The following is a 15,475-nucleotide window of genomic DNA, read 5'->3' as shown; positions in this document are numbered from 1 at the left end:
GGCAGGGGTAGTTGGGGTTTCAGTCCTGACTCGTTAGGTAGAGGGTGGATCAGGCAGAAGCAGCCGGAGGATATGCAGGGTCATTTCTCCTGTGGTCTTGAAGGATTTCTCCCCCAGGATGTCCATGCTGTCCCTGGTCGTGTGCCACCAGTTGCCATCCTGGAAATCGTCAATAAGGTTCAGCGTGTCCATGCCGCGGTCCATGAAGGGAACGTGGTCGTCCAGAATGGCATAGTTGGATACGCCCCATTCCTCCGGAGAATAGCCCAGTTCGCGGATGGCGCGGGAATAGACGCTGTACATGGACTGAGGCGTCATGGCCGGGATGCGTATCTTTTTCCCCTGGCGTCCCACCATGTCCAGATTGAGCATCCAGCGGGGGAGCGGAGGCTGAAGGGCGGCGGCGTAATACTTGGAGCCGTACAGGCCGTCGTCGCTGTCCATGTGTTCGGCAAAACTTTCTTCTCCGTCAAAAAACACCAGCTCCACTTCCCTGGCGCGAGCGGGTTCCCCGGCCAGGATGCGGGCCGTCTCCAGAATGGCTGCGGCGCCGGAAGCCCCGTCGTTGGCTCCGGTGAATCCGGGGATGCCCGGCTTGGTGTCAATATGGCAGGTCAGCAGGCCCCGGACCGGTGTTTGGAAATCCGGCTCCTTGCCAAAACGTGCACGCAGGTTGGTGAACTGGACGACGCCCTTGGGCGTTTTTTCCTCAAAGTGCTGTTCCTGGCAGGTCCAGCCGTACCTGGCCAGTTCTTTCTTCAGGTAATCCAGTTGTCTCCGAAAGCCGGGGGTGCCGGCATTCCTGTCCCCCATTTCCGTTATCCGGGCGGCATGGAACATGGCGTTACCTCCGTTGAAATGGTCCGTTTCCTGCAGCTGGGCGGGAATGGGCTCCGCTCCGGGAGAGGGCGTTTTCACGGGTTTTCCGCACTGCATCAGCAGGGCCGTGAGCAGAATGAATCCAATGCGGGGCGTCATAGGGGAAAAAGACGGGGTGAGAAGGTTACTTGGAATCTGTCCATTCATCCTGGCCCAGAAGTTCCATGATGCGGAGGAATTCCGCCTTGCTGGAAAAGGTGATTTCAATGGCGCCGCGGGATCCCTGGCCGGAAATGTTTACCGGTGTTCCGAACTGTTTGGCGAGCACGGCGGAAATCTTCTTGTACTGCGGGGAGGTAGTCTTTCTGGAGGGAGCCGGTTCCGGAGGGTTGAGAATCTTCTGGATGGCCTTTTCCGTCTGGCGGACGGTGTACCCTTTGTTGACGATGTCGCGCCCAAGCTGGATCTGCTGATCCTGGTTCTTGAGGGAAAGCAGGACCTTGGCATGCCCCACGCTGATGAAGGCGTTGCCCAGCATGTCCTGGACCGCCTGGGGAAGGTCCAGCAGCCGCATGCTGTTGGCTACGGCGGCGCGGGATTTTCCTACCCGCTTGGCGATGTCTCCCTGCTTCATGCGGAATTCCGTTTTCAGGCGCATGTAGCCGGAGGCCTCTTCCAGCGGGCTGAGGTTTTCACGCTGGAGGTTTTCAATGAGCGCCAGTTCCAGCACATCCTTGTCGGAAGCTTCCCGGATGATGGCGGGCACGGTGGACAGGCCCAGGATGCCGGAAGCGCGCCAGCGCCTTTCCCCGGCGATCAGTTCATACTTGCCGCTCTCCGTTTTCCGGACGATCAGCGGCTGGATGATGCCGTGCTCCTTGATGGAATCCACCAGTTCTGCCAGCTGCTCCGGGGTAAAAATGGCGCGGGGCTGAAGGGAACTGGGGATGATGGAGGCATGGGATAATTGATGAACAACGTCTCCCGCCTGGGGAGCCGACAAGGATTCACGAGACAGATTTTGATTGATAAGGGCGTCAAAGCCTTTCCCCAGAGCCGATTTTGCCATAGCAGGGAAGAAACTAGCATGATCCTGTTCCGTTTTCAACAGGGTATTTGTTTCCAGAGGCGGAAATTCCCTTCCATGCGTCCAGTGGAGTTTCCTGGCCGGGAGCAGGCCTTTAAAAATGCTGCGGGGAGAGGATGTTGTCCCGTGTTTCAGGTGCGGACGGCTCCGGCGTTCTTTCCCCCTGGACGCGTCAGGCGTGTTGTCCCGCACCCTGCGGACGGGTCAAAGATGGGTTTGCCTTGAAATGGCCTGGCGGCGCGTCCCAGCCCGGAGGGGGAAGGAAGAGGAAGAAACCTTTCCTGCTTTTTCCTCTGTTCCGGCAGGTTGCTGCTATTGCGTCCCCTTACGGGTACGGGGCCTTTTCCGGCGATCAACCAACGAAAGAACAAGATGAACAGTAACAACCAGTCCTGTCATGGAGGAGGCTTCCTCCATGGAACCGCTGCGCCGCAAAAGGCGTATGAATTCCTTGAACCCTTGAATTCCGCTGTCCGATGAACCTTAACCTGACGGAAGAACAAAAAAAGGCCGCCCTGGAGGCAGGAAAGGAGGGCATGAAGAATGCCTATGAAAAAAGCAAGTCCCAGCCCGGATTGAAATGGTGGGAACGCCTCCTGTGGGTGGTGCTGGCGGGCACGGCTTATGCGGCATCCTCCCTTCTTTCCGGCTGCGGGCATACCCTTGAGGTGACGCCGGATCGGACGGAGATCTGCAAGGACGGCTCCTGCCTGGTGCTGGAGCCGGGCCGCCTGTCCTATTCCCAGGCCCAGCCGGAAACGGACGTGCCGCCCGTCATCCAGAACGCTCGGAAAGGCAAGTGACTCAGTGCCGTCCGGTCCGCGGACCTGTGAACCATTCCTTCTCCCGGCCGTTGTTCTCCGCTTTCCGGCAGGCTTATCCCTGCAGAGGCGGAGACAAACGCTCCGGTATGGATTCTTCCGGAATTTTTGCGGACCGGACGGCTTGTGAACAAAAAAGAATGGAATGAATGCACTGTCAGCAGCCGTTTCCTACTACTTGAATGCAGGGAGAAAGGCGGAGGATATGGAGGAAGACGGCCGTCATCAGGACGTATGCATCCGTACTCCGGAGCTTGTGCTGATGGCGCGCAGGGTGGATTCCTCCGCACCCTTCCGCAGGATTGTGGATGTCCGCTGCCGGTTTGCCCCGGAACAGTGCGACGCCTGGCATCTCCATTTCCTGGCGGGGGATGTACGGAAACTGCTGTCTTATGAACGGGACATTCTTTCCCTGCCGTGGATCCTGACCCAGCATGGCAAGCGAGGGGATGGCCGCCTGGTGAAATTGTCTTCTGTCCGGTTTTGCCGCCTGTTAAGGTCGTCTGTGGATGATGGGCCGGGTTTCCGGGGGAATTGATGAAACAAAAAACATCCATGCCGGTCTACCGCATGGATGTTTGGTCAGGCTTGCTGCAAGCCTGATAACAAGTTGTTTTTAATGAGGGGGGCTGATGGCCTCCTTTTCCATGATGCTGGGGAAGCCTTTAAACGAGAGAGCTGGCAAAGCGGTAGGCATTTTCACTGCGGTTCAGCCAGCCTTTCCCGAAGACAGGGAATTGCTTGCAGGATCGGTAAAAGGATTTGCGCCGCTCATGGAGGCTGGCGAGAAACTGGGACTCATTCCCCCGTGAAAGAATGGTTTGCAATGCCTGACGGGTCGCTTCTCCGGGAATGCCGTCTTCGGCCAGGGCCGCTCCGTGGTCGTTAAGCGCGCGTTGCAGTATTTTTCCGGTGTTTTTTCTGCCGGAATTAAAATAATGGTCACGCAGGATGAATTCCGTGGCGGGGTGGGCGTCGGAACCGATCCATGAGCGGACAATGGCGGTATTGTCCAGGACGTATTGAAGGCAGCCCTCCCAGGCTTCTTCCTTTTTCCCGGCGTCAAGCAAAGACTTGAGATGGTAGAACACGTCAGGTTCAATGCCGTCGCAAATGCCGCAGATTTCCCACTGGCCTCCCTTGTCTGCGGCAGGAAGGCGGGTAACCCGGAGAGCATCAGGTCCGGTAACGCGGTCATCTTCAAGGCGGAGAATGGTTGCCGCCATATTTTTTTCTGTAGTATTCATTGGTTCAACTATTCATGGTGGTTGATGGGGGGCAATAAATGCATGTTCAAGAGGGAAAGTGATCTTTTAAAGCGTCCATTTTTGTCCCTAGGAACCTCTCCGCAAATCGGATTGATGCGTTCGCCATGTGCTGCTCTGTTCTTTCCTGCGCGATGAGGGATTTGTTCCTCTTAACATATTCATGAATTATTGGCGACAAAAATGATGACGCCTGAAATTCGCAGAAAGCAGGGAAGGAGTCCGGATGAAGACAGGTGCAATTGAAGGGAACGTTATGCCGGGGATGGAATGGCTTTCTCCCCACAATCTCCGGAAAGGATACCGTTTTTGCGGCGCCGCGTGGCTTGACGTGTGGCGGATTTTCTTTTCTCCTTTAAAAGCAAACCCCTCAAGCGGTGAACTTGAGGGGTTTATGATGGAGCCGCTTGTCAGATTTGAACTGACGACCGTCCGCTTACAAGGCGGGTGCTCTACCACTGAGCTAAAGCGGCATGGTAAATGAGGTGGCACATATCTACAGAAGATGGCCCGTTGTGGCAAGCCGAAAATGGGAAGGCAGGTATGGCGCGCGCCATTTAAATGCTTCAGGAGTCAAACAGGGAGCCCTGTTCCAGTGGAGGACCGGCGGGCGGTTCCTGTTGGCCGGAGGCCGGATTGGCCTGCGGCGTTTCCGTGTCCGGAGCGGGCATGGTTTCCACCTGTTCCGCCGCAGCGGCGGGGGCTTCTTCTTCCGTTTCTTCATCCCCGGACTTTGCCGCGGGCATGATGCGGGAGACGCGCTCCACCGGATGCTTGGTGATGATGTTGCCCTGGGCGCCGCGGTTTTTAATCCTCAATTCTGCGAAGTGGAAGGGTCTGACCAGATTGCGGAGTTTCAACACGGCTTTCAGGTAAACGTTCACGCTGATCTGGGAGCTGCTTTCCTCCGTTTCATGCACGGAGAAGTGGAAGATGCGCGTTCCCTTCGCGCCGCGGGTAAGGGGGTATTCCTTGTCCCGGGTGAAGCCGCCGATGCGGAAGCGCTTGGCGTATACGGGACCGTCCCTTCCGTCCCTGTAGATCAGGTTGAAAACGGGGTCGTCATCCTTCTTGATGACGGAGATGTAAAGGGGGTTTTTACCGGCGAAGAATTTGTCCTGGATCCGCACGATTTTGAGCACTCCCGTACTGTCGATGATCAGCACGTCATCCAGCGTGGAGCATTTGCAGACGGGGGTTCCCTTCTTGACGCCATAGCCGGCGAAGCCTTCTTCATCAATGTACAAGGTTTCGTTGGCCACGGCCACCTGGGCGCGGTCCACGGAGCCGAAGGAGGAGATTTCCGTCTTCCGGGGATAGGCGGCGCCGTATTTCTTGCGCAGGGCTTCAAACCAGCGGATGGTGAATTTGGTGAGCTGGCTGAGGTTTTTCTGCGTTTGTTCAATGTCCGCCTCCAGCTGCTGGATGTGCTGGTCAGCCTTGAACGCGTCAAACTTGGAGATGCGCTTGATTTTAATTTCCGTCAGCCGTACCAGGTCGTCCCTAGTGATGGGCGCGCGCAGGGCGGAGGCAAACGGCTGCAATTCCCGGTCAATGGTGGAGAGCACTTCCTCCCACGTTTCTGAATCTTCAATGGAAAGGTAGATGCGGTTTTCAATGAAGATTTTTTCCAGGCTTGCCTGGTGCCATGCCTCGTTGAGCTCCTTGAGGCGTATTTCCTGCTCCTGGCGCAGGATTTCCTTGGTGGAGTCCGTGTTGTAGCGCAGGATGTCGCTGACGCACATGAACCTGGGCTTTTCCTCCACAATGACGCAGGCGTTCGGGGAGATGCTGACTTCGCAGGCGGAGAAGGCAAACAGGGCTTTCCTGGTCTGTTCCGGATCCGCTCCGGCCGGCAGGTGCACCAGAATGTCCACGTGCTGGGCCGTGTTGTCCTCAATGCGGGCAATTTTGATTTTCCCCTTTTCCGCAGCGGAGACGATGGTGTCAATCAGGATTTCCGTAGTGACGCCGAACGGTATTTCCGTGATGCGGAGCAGTTTTTTTGATTCCGTGACAATCCGCGCCCTGATGCGGACGCGTCCCGTTCCCCGTTCCCCGTCCCGGTAGTTGGTGGCGTCCATCACGCCTCCGGTCGGGAAGTCCGGCAGAAGCTGGAAAGGCTGCCCGCGCAAATGGGCAATGGAAGCTTCAATCAGTTCATTGAAGTTGTGGGGGAGAATTTTGCTGGAAAGGCCCACGGCAATCCCTTCCGCTCCCTGGGCGAGGAGCAGGGGGAATTTGACGGGAAGGCTGACCGGCTCCTTGTTCCTGCCGTCATAGGAAAGCTGCCATTCCGTCACCTTGGGGCTGAATACGACTTCACGGGCAAAGGAGGTGAAGCGCGCTTCAATGTAACGGGAGGCGGCTGCGGGATCCCCCGTCAGGATGTTGCCCCAGTTCCCCTGCGTGTCAATAAGCAGCCCCTTCTGACCCAGGCCCACCAGCGCGTCTGCAATGGAACGGTCACCGTGCGGGTGGAATTTCATGGTGTCGCCCACAATATTCGCCACTTTGTTGTAGCGCCCGTCGTCCAGACGGTCCATGGCATGCAGAATGCGGCGCTGCACGGGTTTGAACCCGTCATTGATCTTGGGTACGGCCCGTTCCAGAATGACGTATGATGCGTAATCCAGGAAATAGTCGGCATACATGCCTTCTACGGACTGGCTCGCGGGAGCAATATGGGCGGGTTGAGTCACGGCCGCAAATATTAAAGGAATTATTCCGCAGGGGCAAGTGCGATCTCCGTAAAGAAAATAACCGGCTTTTCCGTTAAGGAAAGCCGGTTATTCGGAAAAAGAATTGATCAAAATAATCAGGCCTGTTTGGCCGTCAGTCTGTTTTTGAGTTCTTCAGCTTCGGCACGGAGGGTGTCAAGCAAAGCTGTTTGAGCTTCAAGTTCAGCGATTTCTTCCAGCACTGCAGCCAGGCGGCGCAGATCTGCGGGCTGGGCTGCTGCAAGAGGCTGTGTTCTGGGGGAGGCTGTATTCTTCGTGCCCGGCTTGCGGCCGCGCTTGACTTTGGTGGCCTTCATCCAGCTGGAGATGGTTACCGTGCTGATACCGAAGTGTTCAGCGGCTTCCTTCTGGGCGCCCCTTTTGTTTTGGGTTTTCCGTTCAGCAATGAAATCAAGAACGGATTGTTTTTCTTCAGGCGTATAGCGCCTCTTGTTTTTGGTGCTGTCGTTGGAATTCATGATATTGACGAGTGGTCCTTTGTTTAATAAATACCCTATAGGGTAGCAAGAAAAAAGAGCATGTATTTTGACATGATTTAAAAGACCGTTTAAATGACAATCATATGTTATTGCCGTTTAGTAATGGTTTGCTTGCCGGATTCATATTTTTTATTATTAAAAAATGATATTATTTAATGTTTTTTACACGGATGTTTTCTAGATGTTTAAAGGTCTTTTTATTTTCTACTTTGCATGAAATTGTTTTTTGTAAATTCCTTGTTGAATCGGGGGTTCCCGCGGCTTCCCGGTTCCTTCGTCAGCCTGGATTTTGAGATTGCAGGGGCGGCAGGGATCATGTAGAATCAATCCAATATTCCAGCCATTTTATCATTATGACCGATCAGCCAGAAACCCCGTCTTCTCCACAGGCCCCCAAACTGCACCGGCGCCTGGTAACGGCAGCCCCTGCGGCGACGCCCAAGGTAAAGTTTGTTTCTCCCGCCGCGGAAGGAGTGGAAGTAGCCAAGCCGCGTTTCCTTACTCCGGAATTGCAGGCCAAGCTGGTTCAGGAGCAGGAGGAAGCCGCCCGCCGTGCCGCAGAGCAGGCGGAAGCGGACAGGATCGCTGCGGAAAAGGCGGCTGCCGAGCAGGAAGCCGCCCGCATTGCTGCGGAAAAAGAGGCGGCCAGAGCAGCCGCTGAAGAGGAAGCGGCCAGAATCAGGGAAGAACAGGAAGCTGCGCGGCTTGCCGCGGAGAAGGAAGCGGCACGTCTGGCTGCGGAAGAGGAGAGAGTACGGCTTGCCGCAGAACAGGAAGAAAAGGAGGCTGCCTCCAAGCCTCAGGCGGATGCCGGAGTGGAAGCTCAGATTCAGGATGCCCTTGCCAAGGTGGCGGCAGCCCAGAAGGCTCTTGCAGACGCCCAGGCCGCTGCCATGGCGCAGGCCGCCGGCGTAGTCCCCTCCGCTGGTCAGGCGCCTGAACCGGCAGTTCCGGAACCTTCTCCTGCTCCCACGGCCGGCCTTCCCAAACTGAAAGTTTTAAAGACGGCTGCTGCTCCCGCCAAGGCGGCGGATGCATCTGCCGCCGCCTCTGGTGAAAGCCCGGCGTCCAAATTGAAAGTGCTGAAATCTCCTCTTGGCAGCGTTCCGGCTCCTTCCGTGGCGTCCGCTGCTTCTTCCCAGCCCGTGCCTGCCGCGGCTGTTTCCCCCTCCACCGGGGTTCCGCTTGCGGGCGCAGGGGGCGTCCAGCCGCCAGCCGGTACGGAAACCGCCCGTGAAATGGCCGCCTCCGTGGATAAATCCAAATCCCTGCTGAGGGGCGTGATTTACGGGGTATGCGTTCTGGTTCTTGCCGCAGGCGGCGTGGGGATTTATGCATGGCACACCAACAGCAAGAAAGACCAGGTGGAAGGGGAAAATGCCCGCTTGAATACGCTGGTGATGGAAGGCGGCAAGCTGGGCCGCAGCCGACTGTTTGATTCCAAGAATCTTGGCCGTGTTCCGGACGTGAAAGTTGTGCCCAATGCGGAAGATGCCGCCCTGCTGCTGGCCAATGTGAGGGGTACCAAGGGAAACCGGGATAACTGGCCAGGAGCCGCGCACCTGGTTTCCATCATGGCCCAGATGGACGACAACATCGCCCGCCAGGTGGTGGAAGATATGAAGAAGAACGTCGGCAAGTACAGCAAGGAAAAATATTCCATGATGGTGACGCTGCTGGCCAAATCTTCCAGCCCCGTCATGCGGGATCTGCTGAAAGACCTGTACTCCTCCATCAGCGAGAGCAAGAACAAGAAAATTCAGGATAAGCAGGCCGTGGTGCTCAAGTACATGCGCTTTTCCCTGAAGCTGGATGACCTGGACGATATCATGAAGATTCTCCAGCAGAAGGATGCTTCCGCGGACCTGGTTTCCTCCGCTTTCCGCACGGCCCGTTATCTGATTGACGAGGCGCCTCCTGCCAGGCGCGTAGCGTTGTCTTCCAAGCTGTTGCAGTACCAGAAGAACATGCCTGAGGAAAACGTCAAGATTCTCTATAAGCTTCTGGCCCGCACCGGTGATCCCAAGGTGCTGGATATGATGGAAAAGAGTTACAAGGAAGATCCCAAAAAGGCTCTTGCCATCGTCACCGCCTGGGGAGACTGGAATACGGATGATGCCGTCCCGTACCTGTTCAAGGCGTGGAAGGATGAATCCCTGCATGAACGCGTGCGCTCCCAGGCCCATGACTCCATTCTCCGTGTGTTGTCCGTGGACCGTGACCGTGATGACAATGCCACGCTCAAACTGTTTGAGCCCCTGATTGAGGATGCCAAGACGAGCGAGCGCCGCCAATTCCTGGTTTCCGCCTTCAAGAGACTGAGCAACCGGCCCTATGTGATTCGTTTGCTCGGCCGGATCAAGCAGACGGCGGAAGACCACAGGGACAAGGTGGAGCCCAAGTTCCAGGCTGCGGAAGAAGCCCTGTTCAAGGCGGAAGACAAGTTCAAGGCCAACCCGAACGATGCCGCCGCCAAGGCTGATTATGAAGCCAAGGAAAAGGTTTATAATGATCTGGCCAGCCAGAAGACCGGGGAAGACAAGGTAATTACGGCCGTGGACAAGGCCTTGGAAAAGGTTAAAAAGACGCCTGTTCCCACCAAAAAGGCCGATTCCCGTGATGATCGGGAGGACGATGAGTCTTCCGTGATTAAGACGATTTAAACGGTTTTGCCAGCCGTAGCCGGGACCGGAGGGAGAATATCCCTCCGGTTTCTTTTTATAGGCGGGAATACCCTTTGTTGCGGGAAACAAGAGGCCTGCCCCTCCGGTATAAGCCGGAGCTGAAATGTCAGGAACGCTGCAAGCCGTTGCTGCAATGGAAAAAAAGCGGTGAGTGGGAGAACGGAATGGAAAGAAAGAAGCTTCTGATGGCAGAAAGAGGAGTGTCCTTCGGCCGCCTGTTTTTCAGAAGTCGCAGAGGCCTGCGGCGCTTCATGGGAAAATACCCGGAAGTCCATGGTGGCGTGTTGCTGGGAGCAAGGGGCTCCCGCCCCTTGCAAACCATGGAGGGAAATGGGGGAAGGAAAATTCTCTCCCGCTGTTCCGAGGAACCGTCCAAATTACGAAGGCCGGGAGGCCTTCGTTCCCAGGTTAAGGCGGCTGGACGTACCGGGGGTACGTTCTTCTTCGGAGATTAATGGTGGGCGCGTTACTGGGAGCAAGGGGCTCCCGCCCCTTGCAAACTCTGGCGGGAAAGGGAAGGAGGGAAAATCCTCTTTCGCTGTTCTGTGGGACAGCCCAAATTACGAAGGCCGGGAGGCCTTCGTTCCCAGACTGGGTAGCTGGATGTACCGGGGGATACGTTATTCCCCGATTTTCCCCTCGCTGCTTCTGATGCCGGATATATTCCCTGCCACCGTTTTCTGTACGTCCGGTTCTTACAGGAGCAACCCCGTCTGATATACCAGCGTAGCCGTCAGAAATCCCAGCAAGGTCAGTCCTGCGAATTGCGCCAGTGCAAACCACCAAGTGCCCGCTTCCCTTTTGGCGACGGTGACGGTGCCGATGCAGGGGAGGGCAATCAGGCAGAATATCATGATGCTGATACCCTGCAGGGGGGTGTAGCTGGCTTTAAGGCGGGCATTCAGGGTTTGCTGGGCCGCTGGTCCGGAGTCTCCGTCCTGCACGGCATAGAGGATGCCCATCTGGGTGACGAAGATTTCCTTGGCCGCAAAAGCGCCCAGGAGGGCGGAGTTGATTTTCCAGTCAAATCCGGCCACTTGCGTGACGGGTTCCATCCATTGGCCTATTTGTCCGGCATAGGAATGTTGCATGGCCGCGGCTGCATTGGGCGCCGTGCCTTCCTCCGGCCTGGGGTAGGTGTTGAGGAACCACAGGATGATGGAGGCGCCCAGGATGAAGGTTCCCGCCTTCCGGACGTACATGAAGGCCCGCGACCACATCAGGGCGCCCACCTTCCGCAGGGAAGGGAGGCGCAGGCGCTTCATGTGGTGGGGTGAATCCCTCTGCACGGTTTTGAAGAGCGTATTTTTCAGGAGCCGCGCGCAGAAGAGGGCTAGAAGGACGCCGCTGGCGTAAATGCCGAACAGCACGGTAGCCTGCAGGCGGGTGGGAAACAGGGCGGAGACGAACATCATGTAAATCGGCAGGCGTCCCGCGCAGCTCATCATGGGGAGCACGGCGATGGTGACCAGCCGGTCGTTGCGCGTTTCAATCCTTCTGGTGGACAGGATGGCGGGAACCGAGCAGCCGAAGCCAAGCAGAAGAGGGGCGAAGCTGCTGCCGTTCAGCCCCATGATTTTCATGATGCGGCTCATGAGACGGGAAACGCGCATCATGTACCCGCTGTTTTCCAGCAGGGTGATGGCTCCGAAGAGCAGCACCACGTTGGGCAGAAAAGCCAGCACGCCCCCTACGCCGCCCACCACGCCTTCCCCCAGCAGGGATTGCAGCCGGGGCCAGGGTTCCAGCAGGTGGCACGCCCATACGCTGAACATTTGCGTTCCCGTCTGGATCAGTTTGACCAGAGGGTCTCCAATGGCAAAGCTCAGAAAGAAGATGAGGTAAACAATGCACAGGAAGATAAGGGAACCCCATATCCTGTGCATCAGGACGGCGTCCAGTCTGGCTCTCCACATGGTGTCCTGCGCCTCTGCCTCCCGTTCCATAAGTTACCGGGGAATAACTTAGAGCCTGCTAATTTGACAGGCAAGCTTAAAAAGCCCGGCGTTGCATGAAGGCGCCAGGAATGCGTGCGGCCAGGGCAGGCATCCGTTGAACCGGCCCGTTCCCGGATTGTTCATCACGGCGTTCCGGAAGGGGCCTCCTGTCAGCGGCGCATGGCTGCAAGCCCTTGAATAAAAAGAATGGCTGCCGTGCAGCCGAAGATCATGGAGGGTATCCACTGGAGAATGTACAGCGGGTCTGTGGAGTCGTTCCCGTAGGAAGGGAAGAGGAAAACCATAACCAGAGAAATCAGGGCCAGGCCCCATGCCAGGAAAGATACGCCGGGAATGGGTTTTCCGGATTCTGCGGCCAGGGGCTGCCTGCGGAGTTTTTCCGCGGACCTGCGCTCTTCAGCATCTCCTCCGGAGGAGGCCTGTTTTCTTTTAACGGGTGGTAGGGAAGCCGGTTTTTTCATGGCGTTTTCCTTCTCCTGCCCGGAGGCGGAAGAGGGGGCTTCCCCGAAGGGAAGCCCCGTTTTAACATGAATCAGTGCGCCGCAGGAGGTGCAGCGCATGCCGGCTTTTGCCTCCAGTTCGGCCGGGTAGGTGTACCCGTGCCCGCACCGGGAGCATGTGGCGGATTCTTTCATGATTCAGTAGGAATGGCTGTTAGTCGTCCAGCGGAAGCAGGTCCACCAGGTCGGCCTTCGTTTCCGGCCTTTGGCGGATTTCCTGCAGCTTGGCTTTCAGCTGTTCGCAGATGTCCGGATGCTGGGAGGCCACGTTGTTGAGTTCCTTCGGGTCCTTTTCCAGGTCAAACAGGCTGCCGCCTTCCGGGGATTTGCTCATTTTTGCGACTACTCCGTTGATTCCGTCGCGGATGGCTACGCCGGCAGGGATGAACTTCCATTTGCCGTGGCGGATGGCCAGCGCCTTGCCGGTGCTGTTGATGACATGGTAGTCGCGGCCCTTGGCGGATTTGCCCAGGATGGCGGCCATCACGTTTTCAGAGTCGCGGAAGGAGTTGGCCTTGCCGGGTTCCAGCAATTGTTCCAGGGACGCGGCCAGGTCCATCTGGTTGAACAGGGCCTTGCTCGTGGTTCCGGGTTTGACCACTCCTGGCCATTTGACGATGAATGGAATGCGGGATCCGCCTTCCAGAATGCTGTACTTGCCTGCGCGGAAGGGACCGGCGGGGGAGTGGGTGGCATTGTCCCTGACGGCGAAATCCTTGTAGCCGTCGTCAAGCACCGGGCCGTTGTCGCTGGAGAAGATCACCAGGGTGTCTTTTTCCAGGCCGGCTTTTTGCAGGGCTTCCGTGATGCGGCTGACGCAGTCGTCCAGTTCCACGGTCACGTCACCGCGCACGCCGTGCGAGCTCTTGCCCACGAAGCGTTTTTCCGGGCAGCGCGGCACGTGGATGTCGTGCGTGGCGAACATCAGGAAGAAGGGTTCCTTGGCCTTGGCGCTCTTGTTGATGAATTCCACGGCTTTTTTCGTGATGAGGTCCGCGTTTTCTTCGTCCTTCCACAGGGCGCTGGTCCCGCCCTTCATGAAGCCGATGCGGCCGATGCCGTTAATAATGGCCTGGTTGTGGCCGTGGCTCCACATGAGCTTGAGCTGGTCCTTGTTGTCCTTGCCGTTGGGCAGCCCCGGAAAGTTGTGCTGGTAGGACACTTCAATGGGGTCGTTCGGATCCAGGTTGCGGACGTTCCCGTTTTCCAGAACCACGCAGGGAACGCGGTCGCCCGTGGCGGCGAAGATGAAGCTTTCATCAAAGCCGATTTCATTCGGGCTGGGGGAGATATGCTTGTTCCAGTCGATTTTCTTTCCCTTTTCCCCCAGGCCCAGGTGCCACTTGCCGACCATGTAGGTCTTGTAGCCGTGGGATTGGAGCATCTTGGGCAGCGTGGGCTTCTTGGTATCGATGATGAGGGCGGCGTCTCCCGGAAGAATGCCCGTGCCTTCCTTGCGCCAGGGGTATTCTCCGGTGAACAGGGCATAGCGGGAGGGGGTGCAGACGGATGTGGTGGAATAGGCGTCCGTAAAGCGGACACCCTGCTTGGCAAGCTTGTCAATGGAAGGGGTGGGAATCCCCTTGGCTCCATAGCAGCCTACGTCTCCATAGCCAAGATCGTCAGCGTAAATCATGACGATGGCCTTGGGCGGCTTGACCTTGGGCGTGGTGGCGGCCGGGCAGGCCGCTGCCGCCGCCAGGGCGAGCATCAGGTGTAATGCGGGTTTATTCATGGTATCAGGTGTGTGTGGTTGTTTGTGCTTAGAAAATGGTCGTAGGGCTGGTCTGGTTTCTGTCAGAGGGTGTTTTTCCTGATGTGGCTGCGTTTTTAATGAGGTTCGTCCGGGGGAGGCAGAGGCTCCGTCATGGGGCGCATGCTGGCATTCTGCCAGATGTACCGCTTGTAGAGGACCTTGATGGCTGCCGTCAGGGGAACGGCCAGCAGGGCGCCGATCAATCCGCCCAGGATGAGCGTCCAGATCAGCACGGAGAACATGACCGTAAGCGGATGAAGTTCCACGGAATCCCCCACGATTTTCGGCTGGATGACCCAGCCGTCAAACTGGTTGACGGCCAGGAAAATGCCGGAAACGATCAGCACGTGCTGGAAGTCTCCCCACGTAAACCAGGCCAGCAGGACCGCAGGAATGAACGCGGTGATGATGCCCAGGTAGGGAACAATGCCCAGCACGCAGACCGCCGCGCCGATGGTGACGGCATAAGGGAGTCCCAGAAATTTCAGGCAGATGGCGATCAGGATGCCTTCAATAATGCTCACCAGCATCTGGCCGCGGAAGAAGGAAATCAGGTACCCGTTGATTTCTTCCATGGTGTCTACCACGTCCTTTCTGAATTTGGAGGCTTTCAGCGGCAGGATGCTGGGCCATTTTTCCTTGATCTTGTCCGCTTCCAGCAGGAAATAGAAAGCGAAAATGGGCGTGATCAGAATGCTCACCATGATGCCTATGGTGCTGTAGAGTGCCCTTCCTCCGGAAGTGAGCCAGCTCATCAGCTTATCCTGGTAAAAGGAGGAATTGATGGTCATGTAGGCTCCCAGTTTTTCCCTGGCGGTTTGGGCGTTTCTCAGGACCTGGATTTCCTCATCCGTATAATGGCGGGTATTGAGCTCCCGCAGGCTGGTGCTGTAAACGCTGTCAATGGTGCGGGAGATGAAGGGGATTTCAATGGTGGAATCGATCAGTTCGGAAGTCTTGTCCCAGAGCTCCATCCGGTTGTCGATCAATTCATCCGTCTGCCGGATCAGGGGCGGAAGGATGGTGGCGCCGAAGCCCACCAGGATGGCCAGGGCTGCAAACATCACCGTGACCACGGCCCAGGGGCGGGAGAATTTAAGGTGCACCAGCCAGGAGACGATAGGTTCCAGCAGGTAGGCGATGACAGCGGCAATCAGGATGGGCAGGAGCACGGGTTCCAGAAAGCCCAGAACGTTCACTACCTCAAAAATGACGAAGGCCGCCATGCTCAGCATCACCAGGAAGGCAACGCCTGTCAGGGCGTACCAGCAGGTTTTTTTCTGGAAGGGTGAGGGAATGCCGCCGACGTTCCTGGCGTCCTTGGAATTCTGTTGTGGTGCGTTATTCATGCCAGTTGTAGAGAGA

12 protein-coding genes and 1 tRNA gene are annotated in these 15,475 nt (G+C 57.0%); 3 read left to right on the top strand and 10 right to left on the bottom strand.

Going from position 1 to position 15,475, the window contains the following annotated elements:
• Positions 1-33: 33 nt before the first annotated feature.
• Positions 34-978: a M28 family metallopeptidase gene (locus LIO64_RS05115; RefSeq protein ID WP_290548371.1), complete on the bottom strand. Its 945-nt coding sequence runs from the start codon at positions 976-978 to the stop codon at positions 34-36.
• 25 nt (positions 979-1,003) lie between these two features.
• Positions 1,004-1,888, bottom strand: a complete 885-nt coding sequence (locus LIO64_RS05110; RefSeq protein WP_290548370.1) for a ParB/RepB/Spo0J family partition protein — start codon at positions 1,886-1,888, stop codon at positions 1,004-1,006.
• Between the two features lie 494 nt (positions 1,889-2,382).
• Here LIO64_RS05110 and LIO64_RS05105 point away from each other — a divergent pair, with 494 nt between their 5' ends.
• Both LIO64_RS05105 and LIO64_RS05100 read left to right on the top strand, forming a co-directional pair.
• On the top strand, positions 2,383-2,709 hold the full coding sequence (locus tag LIO64_RS05105; protein ID WP_290548369.1) for a hypothetical protein: 327 nt from the start codon (positions 2,383-2,385) through the stop codon (positions 2,707-2,709).
• A 163-nt stretch (positions 2,710-2,872) separates the two neighbouring features.
• On the top strand, positions 2,873-3,265 hold the full coding sequence (locus tag LIO64_RS05100; RefSeq protein WP_290548368.1) for a hypothetical protein: 393 nt from the start codon (positions 2,873-2,875) through the stop codon (positions 3,263-3,265).
• A 127-nt stretch (positions 3,266-3,392) separates the two neighbouring features.
• Here LIO64_RS05100 and LIO64_RS05095 read toward each other — a convergent pair whose 3' ends face one another.
• The 4 genes from LIO64_RS05095 to LIO64_RS05080 form a co-directional block, all read right to left on the bottom strand.
• A complete protein-coding gene (locus LIO64_RS05095; RefSeq protein WP_290548367.1) occupies positions 3,393-3,974 on the bottom strand; it encodes a putative peptidoglycan-binding domain-containing protein in 582 nt (193 codons plus the stop codon).
• Positions 3,975-4,390: 416 nt separating this feature from the next.
• Positions 4,391-4,465: transfer RNA gene (locus LIO64_RS05090), tRNA-Thr, on the bottom strand.
• A 93-nt stretch (positions 4,466-4,558) separates the two neighbouring features.
• On the bottom strand, positions 4,559-6,694 hold the full coding sequence (locus tag LIO64_RS05085) for a DNA gyrase/topoisomerase IV subunit A (protein WP_290548366.1): 2,136 nt from the start codon (positions 6,692-6,694) through the stop codon (positions 4,559-4,561).
• Positions 6,695-6,810: 116 nt separating this feature from the next.
• Complete coding sequence (locus LIO64_RS05080) at positions 6,811-7,191, bottom strand: hypothetical protein (protein WP_290548365.1); 381 nt, start codon at positions 7,189-7,191, stop codon at positions 6,811-6,813.
• A gap of 374 nt (positions 7,192-7,565) precedes the next feature.
• Here LIO64_RS05080 and LIO64_RS05075 point away from each other — a divergent pair, with 374 nt between their 5' ends.
• Complete coding sequence (locus LIO64_RS05075) at positions 7,566-9,875, top strand: hypothetical protein (RefSeq protein ID WP_290548364.1); 2,310 nt, start codon at positions 7,566-7,568, stop codon at positions 9,873-9,875.
• A gap of 716 nt (positions 9,876-10,591) precedes the next feature.
• Here the strand turns inward: LIO64_RS05075 and LIO64_RS05070 are convergent.
• From LIO64_RS05070 to LIO64_RS05055, 4 genes are all read right to left on the bottom strand, one after another.
• Positions 10,592-11,812, bottom strand: a complete 1,221-nt coding sequence (locus LIO64_RS05070) for a ferrous iron transporter B (RefSeq protein ID WP_290548363.1) — start codon at positions 11,810-11,812, stop codon at positions 10,592-10,594.
• Between the two features lie 191 nt (positions 11,813-12,003).
• A complete protein-coding gene (locus LIO64_RS05065; RefSeq protein WP_290548362.1) occupies positions 12,004-12,489 on the bottom strand; it encodes a hypothetical protein in 486 nt (161 codons plus the stop codon).
• Between the two features lie 19 nt (positions 12,490-12,508).
• A complete protein-coding gene (locus tag LIO64_RS05060; protein ID WP_290548361.1) occupies positions 12,509-14,089 on the bottom strand; it encodes an arylsulfatase in 1,581 nt (526 codons plus the stop codon).
• 95 nt (positions 14,090-14,184) lie between these two features.
• Complete coding sequence (locus LIO64_RS05055) at positions 14,185-15,459, bottom strand: AI-2E family transporter (RefSeq protein WP_290548360.1); 1,275 nt, start codon at positions 15,457-15,459, stop codon at positions 14,185-14,187.
• Positions 15,460-15,475: the final 16 nt, after the last annotated feature.

Source organism: Akkermansia sp., assembly GCF_020860705.1.
Taxonomy (GTDB): domain Bacteria; phylum Verrucomicrobiota; class Verrucomicrobiia; order Verrucomicrobiales; family Akkermansiaceae; genus Akkermansia.
The sequence above is the reverse complement of the archived record's forward strand: the minus strand, read 5'-3'. Positions and strand labels throughout refer to the sequence as shown.